Genomic DNA, 10,906 nt, shown 5'->3' with positions numbered 1-10,906 from the left:
GCCGAGCACCATCGCGACGGTCGCCGCCTCACCCTGCGCCAAGGCGAGACCGGGGTCGCGTCGATCGAGGTCGAGGACGGCCCGGTCGAGAAGGTCACCGCCGCCTACACCCGGATCGACCGTGAGGCCCGGGCCCTCAAGACCGGTGGCGAGACCCGCACCCTGGACCAGCTCCGCGCCGACGTCGCGCTCGATCTGCTGCTCGGCGGCACCGGCGGCACAACGGAGCGCACCGAGGTGTTCCTGTACATGGACCTGGACACCTACCTCGCCCTCAACGACGACCCCGCCGAACTCGCCGGACACGGCCACATACCGGCCGCGCTCGCCCGGCACATCGCCACCGGCCCGAACACCGTGCTCCGCCGGATCATCACCGACCCGCTCTCCGGACAAGTCCTCGACCTCGGCCGCGACCGCTACCGGCCCACCGCCGGTCTCGACGAGTTCGTCCGCGTCCGGGACCGCGAATGCCGAAGACCCGGCTGCCACCGCCCCGCTCAGGCCTGCGACCTCGACCACACACTGCCCTGGCAACACGGCGGCCACACCAACGCCGACGACCTCATCGCCCTCTGCCGCCGAGACCACCGCCTCAAAGACGAACCCGACTGGACCTACACACTCGCCTCTGACGGCACCCTCACCATCACCACCCCCACCGGCCAAACCCACGACAGCACACCCCCACCACTCCACCAACCCCGCACACAACCCACCCCAGCCGAAGAACCCCCACCGTTCTGAACCCCATCGCCGAAAACCGGCGACGACCCGATCACCTATGCGAATCTCGACACGGAGCCGGAGTGTCCGCCCACGGGCTGAGCCGGTAAATCGCCCCCTGAGCCGATCCGTGCTGCCTCTATGTCCAGGCAGGCTCGTAGCCATGGAAACCGACTACGTCTTCCCCGGCCGCCGCGTCGCCGCGGTCTCGATGATCCTCGGCCCGGTCCTGCTGCTCACCGGAACGCTCCTGCGGTCGCAGTTCAACTTCTTCTTCCCGGACCAGCTCAGGGCGATGAGCGACCATCCGGCGCTGATGACGGCCGCGTACACGTGTTTCCTGGCGGGCAACGTCCTGCTGTGGCCAGCGATCGTGGCGCTGGCCACGAAGATCGGCCGCACCAGGCCCGCGCTGGCGGCCTGGGGCGGCCTCTTCGTCCTCTTTGGACTCTTCGAACGAACCTTTCACGCCGGCATCGACCAGGCCGCGCTCGGACTCGCCGGACGGCGCGGCCCCGGGTTCGCCGAGAGCGTCGTCAGCGAGTCGTACCAGAACCTGCACCTGTTCAGTTTCCTGTCGTTCACCATCATGTTCGGCTGGTACGTACTCGCCTTCGCCGCCTATCGCGCGAAAGCGCTCGGCGTCGTCCAGTCGATCGGGCTGGCGTCGATGGGACTTCTGCCACTCGGCGTGCTGAAGGGCACCGAAATCGTGTCGATCATCGGCACCGCCGGACTTTGTGTCGCGTTGGTTCCGGCCGGTGTCCGCGCATTACTGGAAAGTCCCAAACCGAGCCGCCGTTCGGTTTTGCTCACGGCGGTCGCGGTTCCGGTTCTGGGCGCGCTCGCTTTCGCGAGCAGCATGGGCTGACGCTTTTCTCAGGCCAGCCGCGCGGGCGCTTTTCCTGCTCTGTCAACGGATTCGTGATCGCGTCCCGCCGGGAGGCAGCTCATCAGCAGTACGACACCGACAGCACCGAGAAGCATGTGCCCGGCGAGGATGCACAGCCCACAGAATCCGATCCACAATGAGATCTTCATTCTCAGATAATAGGGCCCCTTTCCAGGGAAGGGCCCGGACTTGGGAAAGACTTAAGGTCTCCTTTGGGCAAAGGGTCTGTTCGGCGTACGCGCGTAATACACCACCAGCGACCCCGTCGCGGCCAGGAATACCACCTGCATCAGGCTGCGCGGCACCAGCTCGTCCATCACCGACGCCACCGGCCCGTGCAGTGCCTTGTACACGTTCGCCGGGAACATCCCCAGCAGCAAGAGGGTCAGCCCGCCCGCCGCCCACGGCGCCGTGCGCGACCACAGCACCCCGGCGGCGCCGGCCAGTTCGAGGACGCCGGTGATCGTGACCAGCAGCCCGGGCGCGGGCAACGCGGGCGGCACCATCGCGACGAGTTCCTCGCGCATGCCGATGAAATGCGCGAGGCCGGTCGTGACGAACAGCGCCGCGACGCCGCCGCGCACGGCCACCGGCCAGGGCTTCAGCCGCTGGACGCCGAAGGCTCCCAGCAGGGACAACGTCGCCGTGACGGCGACCAGCATCAGTACGGGTACGAGACCGGTATCCATGACCATGCCCTCCGAGCAGCGAAACTTTCCACTGACAAGATGCGCTCTTGCGAGCCATCTTGTCAATGACTAGATTCGGTGTCATGAGTCCGTACCACCACGGAGACCTCCGCCGGGCCGTGCTCGACGCCGCCGTCGCGGCCGTCACCGAACACGGTCCGGCCGGGATCAGCCTCCGCGACCTCGCCCGGCGCGCGGGGGTCTCGCACGCCGGGCCGGTGCACCATTTCGGCGACAAGGCCGGAGTGCTCACCGCGCTGGCCGCCGAGGGGTTCGACCTGCTCGCGGACGCGCTGTCCGCCGAGGCCGATCGGGATTTCGTCGAGGTCGGGGTGGCCTACGTGCGGTTCGCGATCGAGCATCGCGCGCATTTCGAGGTGATGTTCCGCCCCGAACTCCACCGCGAGGACGACCCCGCGCTGGTCGCCGCCCGTGATCGCGCGGGCCACCTGCTGACCAGCGGCGCGTCGTCGGTGAGCGACGACGAGATGGCGGGGGTCGCCGCGTGGTCGTTGATGCACGGGTTCGCGAACCTGTGGCTCACCGGCGCGCTGCGCACCGAACACCTGGAGGATCCGGACACCGCCGCCCGCGCGATCGCCCGGATCCTGTTCCCCCTCGTCCCCTGATCAGACCTGCGAGGTGGGCATGACGGTGACCTGCTGGAGGTTCACCCGCGCCGGGAGCGAGGTCAGGAACGCCACGGTCTCGGCGATGTCGTCCGGCTTCAGCCAGGTCAGCGTTTCGCGCACGCCGTCCAGCCATTCCAGCGCGCCCGCGTCGGTGACGTGCCCCTGCAGCTCCGTCTCGACCAGACCGGGCTCGATCGCCGCGACCCGCACGTTCTTCGGGCCGAGGTCGGCACGAAGGTTCTTCGACAGGTGCGTCACGAACGCCTTCGAAGCGACGTAGACGCCGAACGACGGGAAGATCGCCTGGGCGCCGATGGACGACGTGTTCACCAGGTCCGCGACGCCCTTTTCGGCCGCCGAAGCGACCAACTGCGGGACGAACGCGCCGATCGTGTTCATCAGGCCCGTCATGTTGACGTCGATCATGCGCTGCCAGTCCTCGGTCGCGACCTCGTCGACCGGCGCGGCCAGCATCACGCCGGCGTTGTTGAACAGCAGGTCCGCCCGGCCCAGTTTCGCCTCGACCTCGGCCGCCGCGGCGCGCATCGCGTCGGCGTCGGCGACGTCGGCCGCGAGCACGAGCGCGGTACCGCCGTCCTGGTCGATCTCCTTGGCGAGCGTTTCCAGCCGGTCCGCGCGCCGGGCGACGAGCGCGACCGAAGCACCGGAGGCGGCGAGCCGCCGCGCGGTCGCCTCGCCGATCCCGCTGGACGCGCCGGTGATGACGGCGACCCGGTTCTGGTGCCGCGCCTGGATGTTCGTCATGTTCGTCTCTCCTCTGTGGACTCGTTCTGAGTCCAGGTAACCGGCTCGCGCGGAGAGATGGCACGGCCTGCTCAACCTGGGTCCGGCAGTACCAGGCAGGCTTCGACAGGCCTAGATGAACTTGAGGTGCGACCGGCGCCGTAGCCGCACTCCCGAAGCGACGGCGACCACTCCGAGCAGAAGCACGAACGAAACCACGCCGTGCGTGACACCTCGTGTCAGGTAGCCGGCGTCCGTGTGGTCGATGGCGTAGGTGCCGATCTCGCGACTGGACCAGAACGGCAGCAACCGCGCGAACAGGCTCGACGGATCGGTCATCATCTGCAGGCCGACGACCATCAGCAGGACCAGCGTCCCTTCCAGCTCTCGCGGCAGAATGGCGCTGAGCGCGAGACCGAACGGCGCCGACACGGCGACCATCAGCACCATGACCAAGGCGACCGGGCCGTACCGGACGTCGTGCTGATCGACGAGCACCAGCACGAAATAGGGCGCGGACAACACCAGCCCCACGGTCCACAACGCGCTCAACCGGCCCAGATAGAGATGGTGCCCGCGATAGCCGGAGAGCCGGAGCCGTGATTCCATCCCGCGGGCCGCGCTGCCGGCGAACAGGGCCGCGGTACTCAGCGCCCAGCTCAAGCCCAGGCAGACGAACCGGATCGCCTGACCGAGATGATCGCCGCGCCTGCTGAAATAGAACAACAACGGCAGCAGCAACAGGATCAGCAGGACCGACCGGCGCCGCAGCAGTTCGCGCAACGCCATCTCGGCGACCGTCAGGACTTTCTTCACGCCGCCGCCTTCCTGACCGGAGAGAGTTCGAGCACGGTGTCGACCCGGTCGAGCTGGTTCAGCAGATGGGTGACCACCACGATCGCCTTCCCCGCCTCCCGCCATTCCCAGACCTGATGCCAGAAGTCGAGGTAGGTGCCCTTGTCGAAACCCTGGTAGGGCTCGTCGAGAAGAAGGACGTCGGGTTCACCGAGGCCGGCCAGCACGAGGTTCAGCTTCTGCCTGGTCCCGCCGGAAAGATGCCGGGCCTGCCTGCCCCGTCCGGGTGCCCAATCCAGTGCGGCCGCACGGGCGGAACCGATCCGGGCCGACTCCTCGCGGGTCATCCCGCGCCCCGCGCCGACGAGGACGAAGTGTTCGTCCGCGTCGAGGAAATCCGCCGTACCACCGTCCTGCGGGCAGTATCCGAGTGAACCGCGCACGCGGACCTCACCCTTGTCCGCGCCGGTGATCCCGGCACAGATGCTCAGGAGCGTGCTCTTCCCGCAGCCGTTCGCCCCGATCACCGCGGCGATCTGCCCTGACCGCACCACCAGGTCGACGTCTCGCAGAACCGTGTGGCGGCCGTACTTCTTCGTGATGCCACAGGCGTGCAGGAGCACCTCGCCCGGGCGGCGCGGGGGACGTCCCACGCTTTCGGCCACGGCCGCGGCGTAGGTGCCGGGCGCCCCGAAGACACGCGCCGGGTCTCCGCCGCTTTCCCGCAAATGGACCGCGGCCTCCGCGACCACCTGTCGCACGGCGTCACCGCCGACGCCGCGGCGGCGCAATTCCTGCGCCAGCGCGGAAAGCCATCCGTCGTGGTTCATCGTCCCTCCAGCAAGATCGAGGCCACCCCGGCGGAGAAGTCCTGCCAATCGGCGGTGGCGTTCCGCAGTGTCTCCCGGCCTTCCGCGGTGATCCGGTAGTACTTGCGTGCCGGCCCGGCGGTGCCGTCCCGCCAGCTCGCGGTGACCAGGCCGAACCGCTGCAGCCGCAACAGCACCGGATAGAGCGTGCCGCCCTGGATCGGCCCCAGCCCGGCGGCGTCGAGCGACTGGGCCAGTTCGTAGCCGTAGGACTCCCGCTCGGCGACCAGCGCCAGCACACAAGGAGCCAGCACTCCCCGCAACCACTGGCCTCGCCGGTCGTGATCCATGCCGGGCAATGTAGCAGTGCTACCTAGATAGCACTACAAGCTAGTTCACTCGCGGGCTTCGAACGCGCCGAGGACGAGACCGGCGTGCTTGCGCCAGACGTCGTCGCCCTGCCCGGCGGTCAGTTCGACGATCCGGCCGAGCGCGAGGATCTGCAGGCCGATGTCGGCGGAGGTGATGTCCTCCCGCAGCCGCCCCTGCCGCCGCGCGCGTTCGACCAGGCCGTCGAGACTCTCGGCGAGATGCGCGCGACAGGCGTCGAGAGCGCCTTCGGTGACGGTGAGCCCGTCGAGGAACGCCCGGTGCCGGGCCATCATCGCCAGCGTCCGCTCGACGATGAGGCTGATTCCCGCCCAGGCGTCTTCGGCCGCCTTCGCGCTCTCGGAGACGGCCTCCCATTCGGCGACGTCATCTTCCAGAACGGCCTTGACCAGGTCCTCTTTCGTCGGGAAGTGCCGGTACACGGTGGCGACACCGACCCCTGCCCGCCGGGCGACCTCGCGGACGTCTGTCGCGAGCCCACGTTCGGCGAAGGACTCTCGCGCGGCTTCCAGCACCTGGCCGCGGTTTCGTGCCGCGTCCCAGCGTTGACGTCGCGAAGTGGTCATACCTCGATCCTACCTTTTCCGGAACGCATGTTTCGGATACGGTGATGTTCCGGAACACATGTTCCGGAACTGGAGGGAAACCATGTCCACGATCGTGATCACCGGGGGAACCGACGGGCTCGGCCGCGCACTGGCCGCCGACAGGCTGCGCGAGGGCCACACCGTCGTCGTGGTCGGCCGGAGCGAGGCGAAATTCCGGACGCTGACGGGCGACGCGCACTTCATCAAGGCGGACCTGCGCGAAGTGGCGGAGAACCTCCGCGTCACCAAGGAGATCGCCGCGCGCTTCCCGGTCGTCGACACGCTGGTCCTGGGAGCGGCGTACGTGCACCGGGACCGGCAGCTGACCGGTGAAGGGTTCGAGCACACCTTCGCGCTGTACTACCTGAGCCGTCACATCTTCGCTTCGGAACTCCAAGGCGTGCTCAGCGCCGCCGAGCGGCCGCTGATCCTCGACACCACCGTCCCCGGCGCGCCGAAGGACGCCATCCACTGGGACGATTTCCAGCTGACACAGGGTTTCACCTGGAAGGCGGCGAATCTGCAGAGCCGCCGGATGGGGCTGCTGTCCGCGCTGCGGCTCGCTTCCGACCATGTCCGGTACGTGCTCTACAGCCCGGGATTCGTCCGCACCAGTCACCAAGGCGCGCTCGGCAGGACCTCGCGGGCGATGGTCAGTGTCCTCGCGAAGCTCATGGGCACGCCGCCGGACAAGGCGATCCGGCCGATGCTGGACCTCATCCGGGACCGCCCGGAAGCGTCTTTGAGCGCGTACCAACGCGACAAGCGACTCACGATCGACTCCGACAGCGCCGACAGCGAAGAGGCCGAGCGCCTGCACACCGCAACAACGCGGCTGCTGAAGTCCCTTTGACCTGCGACGATTTGTCAGTGCTTCGCCGTCTCGGAACTGTTACCCGTTGATCGCGGTCCGCGGACACGGACCGGCCACCGTGATCACCATGCGTATCCGATTCCGATCCACAGCGCTGCTGACCGGGCTGGTGGTGGCCGCGACGACGGCGGGCGCGGTCCCCGCGTCGGCCATCATCGGCGGCACCGAATCCGCCCGGCCGTATTCGTTCATGGTCTCGCTCCAGTACGACTCGCCCCGCCCGGACGGGCACCGGTGCGGGGCGGTGCTCATCGCACCCCAGTGGGCGGTCACCGCGGGGCACTGCGCCAACACCCCGACCGGCCTGACCGTCGGGGTCCCCCGCGGCTGGAAGGTCCGTGTCGGCTCACTGGACAACGCTTCCGGGGGCGAGGTCACCGACGTCGACAAGTTCTACCGGCGCCACAACACGTACGACCCACCCGGCGAGGACATCGCACTGCTGCACCTGCGCACTCCCGTGCGGGCCGAACCCGTCCGGCTCGCCGGGGCCACCCCCGCCGTCGGCACCGCCGTCCGCATCCTCGGCTGGGGCGCGGCCGCGACCGGTTGCGACGACTTCAAGGACCCGAAGTGCTTCCCCGGCAAGCTGCGGGAAGCGGACACCGAGGTGGTGCCGCTCGACCGGTGCTGGGACGACGACGGGCACACCTTGCCGTTGTGCGTCGGCCGCGCCGAACCTCCCGTCGGACCGGGGACGACGGACTCCGGAGGCCCGGCACTGGTGCGCTCGGGCGATGACTGGGCCTTGGCCGGGACGGTCATCGGCCCCGGCATCAGGGGTGCCGACTTCCCCGACATGTACACCGATGTCGCGAAGAACTCCTCCTGGCTCAACGGAATCGTGACCGGAACCGACGTCCCCCCGGATACCCCGGTCCCGAACGTGGAGGGCACGGCCGCGGTGGGCGACTGCAAGGGCGCGGTGGTGCGCGCCGCCACTTCGCGTCCCGAAGACCCGGCGCTGGCGCTGACCAACGGCCACTGCGTGCCGAGCGGGCGGCCCGCACCGGGAACGGCCTTGGTCGACCGGCCCGCCGACCTGCCCCGGCCCGTCACCATCGCCGGCCGGGACGGCTATCCGAAGACCGACGCCCGGGCCACCCGGCTGGTCTACGCGACGATGACCGGCACCGACGTCGCGCTGTACCGGCTGGACAAGACCTACGCGCAGCTGGCCAGGGAAGGCGCGAAGGTCTTCCGGCTGACCACCACCCCGATGCGGGCTGGCGACCGGCTCCTCATGGCCTATTCCAGCAGCCGCCCGCACTGCACGGTGGAGGCCGTGGTGCCACATCTGCGAGAAGCGGGATACCAGCAGGACGACTCGGTCCGCTACGCCCCGAGCGACACCTGTGTGAGCAGGCCCGGCTACTCCGGCTCGGTGCTGCTGTCCCGCGACGGGAAAACGGTCATGGGGATCAACAACACCCACAACCGTGACGGCGAGCGCTGCACCGAGGGCAACCCGTGCGAGGTTGGCCGGGACGGCACCGTGACCTCGCTGAAGGACCGCAGCTACGGCCAGCAGGTCCATCGGATCTCGGCTTGCCTGACCAAGGGATCCACGATCGACCTGCGACGATGTGCCCTGGAAAAATAATTCCCGCCGGGTGTCGAATCGGCGGGACGCCCTTCGTATAGGGAGTGACAAGCCGCTTCGACCTCAGGAGGACGCCATGACCCAGTACCTGATCAGCCTGTACCAGCCCGACGGCCCCGTCCCGCCGCCGGAGTTCCTCGAACCGATCGCTCGCAAGATCCAGGCGCTCAACGAGGAGATGAAGGCCGCGGGCGCCTGGGTGTTCGCCGGCGGGCTGCACCCGCCTACCACGGCGACCGTCCTGCGGGCCAAGGAGAACGGCGAGATCGCGATGACGGACGGCCCGTACGCCGAGGGCAAGGAGCACCTCGGCGGGTTCACCGTCGTCGAGGCACCGGATCTGGACGCGGCGCTCGAATGGGGCCGCCGGGTCACCGAGATCACCTACCTGCCCGTCGAGGTCCGGCCGTTCCAGGGCGAGGAAGGCCACACGTGCGTCTGACGACGGACGAGATCGGCCGGGTCTTCACCGAGGAGTACGGCCGCGCGGTGGCCGTCCTGGTCCGCGTCTTCGGCAGCATCGACCTCGCCGAAGACGCGGTCCAGGAAGCCTTCGCCACGGCGGTGGACAAGTGGCCGTCCACCGGCCTGCCGCCGAGCCCGGCGGGCTGGATCATCACGACCGCCCGCAACAAGGGCATCGACAAGCTGCGCCGGGAAGCCGCGCGCGAGGACAAGCACGCCGAGGCCGCGCTGCTCGCGGCCGGCAACGAACCAGCCGTCGACGAACGAGACGAGGAGGGACCTGTGCGCGACGATCGCCTGAGACTGATCTTCACCTGCTGCCACCCGGCGCTGGCCGTCACCGCGCAGGTCGCGCTGACGCTGAAACTGCTGGGCGGGCTGACCACCGGCGAGATCGCGCACGCGTTCTTCGTCCCCGAGTCGACGATGGCGCAACGGCTGGTCCGGGCCAAGGGGAAGATCCGCGACGCGAAGATCCCGTACCGCGTCCCGGAGGACGCCGATCTGCCGGACCGGCTGCGTTCGGTGCTCGCCGTGATCTACCTCGTGTTCAACGAGGGGCATACGGCCAGTTCGGGCGACCGGTTGGTGCGGGAGGACCTGTGCGCCGAGGCGATCCGGCTCGGCAGGCTGCTGACCGGCCTCATGCCCGACGAACCGGAGGCCACCGGGCTGCTGGCGCTGATGCTGCTCACCGAGTCCCGCCGGGCCGCCCGCACCGGCGCGGACGGCGACGTCGTGCTGCTGGCCGACCAGGACCGGTCGCGGTGGAACCGGGAGCTGATCGGCGAAGGACAGGCGCTGGTCCGCGCCTGCCTGCGGCGGAACCAGCCGGGCCCGTACCAGATCCAGGCGGCGATCAACGCCGTCCACAGCGACGCCGCCGACGCGGCGAGCACCGACTGGTCGCAGATCGTCCAGCTGTACGACCTGCTGCTGGCGGCGAACCCGACGCCGATCGTCGCCCTCAACCGCGCGGTGGCGGTGGCCGAGGTCGACGGCCCGCGGGCGGCACTCGACGTGATCGACGGCCTGGAACTGGCGGAATACCACCTGTACCACGCCATCCGGGCCGATCTGCTGCACCGGCTCGGCCGCCCGGCGGAATCGGCGAAGGCGTACGAAACCGCGATCCGGCAGGCGGAGAACAGCGCCGAACGCCGCTTGCTGGAACGGAAACTGGCCGCCGTCAGTCCGTGATCAGCCTGGCCGGGCCGGGCCCCTTCGCGGCGAGGAAGTCACCGGGGTTGACCAGCGCGCACTGCTCGAAGGACAGGCAGCCGCAGCCGATGCATTCGGTGAACCGGTCGCGCATGCACTCCAGCTGCGCGATGCGCTTGTTGAGTTCCGCGCTCCAGCAGGCGGAGGCGCGCCGCCAGAACTCGTGGTCCGGCGCGGCACCCTCCGGCAGGAGGTCGAGCACGCCGCCGATCACCTCCAGCGGGATGCCGAGGTGGTGCGACGCGCGGATGAACGCGACCAGGCGGAGGGTGGCGCGGGGGTAGCGGCGCTGGTTTCCGCTGGTCCGCCTGCTGCTGATCAGGCCCTGGCGCTCGTAGAACCGCAGGGCCGAGGTGGCGACGCCACTGCGCCGTGACAGCTCTCCGATGGTGAGTTCGGCGGGAGGTCCGGACATGGACGAGATTCTCCCTTGACTTAAACCCTTGTTCAAGTTTCATGCTGGCGGCATGACACCACAG

Annotated in this window: 15 protein-coding genes; 7 read left to right on the top strand and 8 right to left on the bottom strand. The window is 69.1% G+C overall.

The genetic code is table 11. The annotated features are described in order from the left end of the window. Both IE302_RS40810 and IE302_RS40805 read left to right on the top strand, forming a co-directional pair. Positions 1 to 747: HNH endonuclease signature motif containing protein (locus IE302_RS40810; RefSeq protein ID WP_229908284.1), on the top strand; the 747-nt coding region annotated here is incomplete at its 5' end. Between the two features lie 142 nt (positions 748 to 889). Continuing rightward, a complete protein-coding gene (locus IE302_RS40805) occupies positions 890 to 1,597 on the top strand; it encodes a hypothetical protein (RefSeq protein ID WP_191259817.1) in 708 nt (235 codons plus the stop codon). An 8-nt stretch (positions 1,598 to 1,605) separates the two neighbouring features. Here the strand turns inward: IE302_RS40805 and IE302_RS40800 are convergent, their stop codons facing one another. Together IE302_RS40800 and IE302_RS40795 are read right to left on the bottom strand one after the other, a co-directional pair. Further along, positions 1,606 to 1,767, bottom strand: a complete 162-nt coding sequence (locus tag IE302_RS40800; RefSeq protein WP_191259816.1) for a hypothetical protein — start codon at positions 1,765 to 1,767, stop codon at positions 1,606 to 1,608. 51 nt (positions 1,768 to 1,818) lie between these two features. Then, positions 1,819 to 2,307, bottom strand: coding sequence for a DoxX family protein (locus IE302_RS40795; RefSeq protein ID WP_494492196.1), 489 nt, complete (start codon positions 2,305 to 2,307; stop codon positions 1,819 to 1,821). An 83-nt stretch (positions 2,308 to 2,390) separates the two neighbouring features. Between IE302_RS40795 and IE302_RS40790 the strand changes: the two genes are divergently transcribed. Further along, on the top strand, positions 2,391 to 2,936 hold the full coding sequence (locus tag IE302_RS40790) for a TetR/AcrR family transcriptional regulator (RefSeq protein ID WP_191259814.1): 546 nt from the start codon (positions 2,391 to 2,393) through the stop codon (positions 2,934 to 2,936). Here IE302_RS40790 and IE302_RS40785 read toward each other — a convergent pair whose 3' ends face one another. From IE302_RS40785 to IE302_RS40765, 5 genes are all read right to left on the bottom strand, one after another. Continuing rightward, positions 2,937 to 3,704 carry an SDR family oxidoreductase gene (locus tag IE302_RS40785; protein WP_191259813.1) on the bottom strand — a complete coding sequence of 256 codons (768 nt, stop codon included), beginning with the start codon at positions 3,702 to 3,704 and terminating at the stop codon, positions 2,937 to 2,939. It lies immediately after the preceding gene. Positions 3,705 to 3,815: 111 nt separating this feature from the next. Next, entirely contained in the window at positions 3,816 to 4,499 is a 684-nt protein-coding gene (locus IE302_RS40780) for an ABC transporter permease (RefSeq protein WP_191259812.1), read from the bottom strand. After that, a complete protein-coding gene (locus tag IE302_RS40775; protein WP_191259811.1) occupies positions 4,496 to 5,308 on the bottom strand; it encodes an ATP-binding cassette domain-containing protein in 813 nt (270 codons plus the stop codon). Before IE302_RS40775 ends, IE302_RS40780 begins: the two co-directional genes overlap by 4 nt. Continuing rightward, on the bottom strand, positions 5,305 to 5,637 hold the full coding sequence (locus tag IE302_RS40770) for a PadR family transcriptional regulator (protein WP_191259810.1): 333 nt from the start codon (positions 5,635 to 5,637) through the stop codon (positions 5,305 to 5,307). The genes IE302_RS40775 and IE302_RS40770 overlap by 4 nt, the downstream gene beginning before the upstream one ends. A 45-nt stretch (positions 5,638 to 5,682) precedes the next feature. After that, complete coding sequence (locus tag IE302_RS40765; protein ID WP_191259809.1) at positions 5,683 to 6,243, bottom strand: TetR/AcrR family transcriptional regulator; 561 nt, start codon at positions 6,241 to 6,243, stop codon at positions 5,683 to 5,685. A gap of 82 nt (positions 6,244 to 6,325) precedes the next feature. On the opposite strand from IE302_RS40765, the gene IE302_RS40760 reads away from it, so the two are divergent. The 4 genes from IE302_RS40760 to IE302_RS40745 all read left to right on the top strand — a co-directional run bounded on the left by IE302_RS40760 (position 6,326) and on the right by IE302_RS40745 (position 10,406). Further along, positions 6,326 to 7,117: an SDR family NAD(P)-dependent oxidoreductase gene (locus IE302_RS40760; protein ID WP_191259808.1), complete on the top strand. Its 792-nt coding sequence runs from the start codon at positions 6,326 to 6,328 to the stop codon at positions 7,115 to 7,117. 88 nt (positions 7,118 to 7,205) lie between these two features. Beyond that, positions 7,206 to 8,741 carry a serine protease gene (locus IE302_RS40755; RefSeq protein WP_191259807.1) on the top strand — a complete coding sequence of 512 codons (1,536 nt, stop codon included), beginning with the start codon at positions 7,206 to 7,208 and terminating at the stop codon, positions 8,739 to 8,741. Positions 8,742 to 8,817: 76 nt separating this feature from the next. Continuing rightward, on the top strand, positions 8,818 to 9,183 hold the full coding sequence (locus IE302_RS40750; RefSeq protein ID WP_191259806.1) for a YciI family protein: 366 nt from the start codon (positions 8,818 to 8,820) through the stop codon (positions 9,181 to 9,183). Further along, a complete protein-coding gene (locus tag IE302_RS40745) occupies positions 9,174 to 10,406 on the top strand; it encodes an RNA polymerase sigma factor (protein ID WP_191259805.1) in 1,233 nt (410 codons plus the stop codon). The genes IE302_RS40750 and IE302_RS40745 overlap by 10 nt, the downstream gene beginning before the upstream one ends. Here the strand turns inward: IE302_RS40745 and soxR are convergent. Then, on the bottom strand, positions 10,396 to 10,842 hold the full coding sequence (soxR, locus tag IE302_RS40740) for a redox-sensitive transcriptional activator SoxR (RefSeq protein WP_191259804.1): 447 nt from the start codon (positions 10,840 to 10,842) through the stop codon (positions 10,396 to 10,398). The genes IE302_RS40745 and soxR overlap by 11 nt on opposite strands. Between the last annotated feature and the right edge of the window lie 64 nt (positions 10,843 to 10,906).

Source organism: Amycolatopsis oliviviridis (genome assembly GCF_014654365.1).
GTDB classification, from domain to species: Bacteria; Actinomycetota; Actinomycetes; order Mycobacteriales; family Pseudonocardiaceae; genus Amycolatopsis; species Amycolatopsis oliviviridis.
This window is presented reverse-complemented; position numbering and strand designations above follow the sequence as displayed.

Coding starts and splice junctions, on each gene's coding strand:
- IE302_RS40800 (WP_191259816.1), bottom strand. CDS start 1,767: ATGAAGATCTCATTGTGGATCGGATTCTGTGGGCTGTGCATCCTCGCC.
- IE302_RS40770 (WP_191259810.1), bottom strand. CDS start 5,637: ATGGATCACGACCGGCGAGGCCAGTGGTTGCGGGGAGTGCTGGCTCCT.
- IE302_RS40765 (WP_191259809.1), bottom strand. CDS start 6,243: ATGACCACTTCGCGACGTCAACGCTGGGACGCGGCACGAAACCGCGGC.
- IE302_RS40750 (WP_191259806.1), top strand. CDS start 8,818: ATGACCCAGTACCTGATCAGCCTGTACCAGCCCGACGGCCCCGTCCCG.
- IE302_RS40760 (WP_191259808.1), top strand. CDS start 6,326: ATGTCCACGATCGTGATCACCGGGGGAACCGACGGGCTCGGCCGCGCA.
- soxR (WP_191259804.1), bottom strand. CDS start 10,842: ATGTCCGGACCTCCCGCCGAACTCACCATCGGAGAGCTGTCACGGCGC.
- IE302_RS40755 (WP_191259807.1), top strand. CDS start 7,206: ATGCGTATCCGATTCCGATCCACAGCGCTGCTGACCGGGCTGGTGGTG.
- IE302_RS40785 (WP_191259813.1), bottom strand. CDS start 3,704: ATGACGAACATCCAGGCGCGGCACCAGAACCGGGTCGCCGTCATCACC.
- IE302_RS40775 (WP_191259811.1), bottom strand. CDS start 5,308: ATGAACCACGACGGATGGCTTTCCGCGCTGGCGCAGGAATTGCGCCGC.
- IE302_RS40805 (WP_191259817.1), top strand. CDS start 890: ATGGAAACCGACTACGTCTTCCCCGGCCGCCGCGTCGCCGCGGTCTCG.
- IE302_RS40790 (WP_191259814.1), top strand. CDS start 2,391: ATGAGTCCGTACCACCACGGAGACCTCCGCCGGGCCGTGCTCGACGCC.
- IE302_RS40795 (WP_494492196.1), bottom strand. CDS start 2,307: ATGGATACCGGTCTCGTACCCGTACTGATGCTGGTCGCCGTCACGGCG.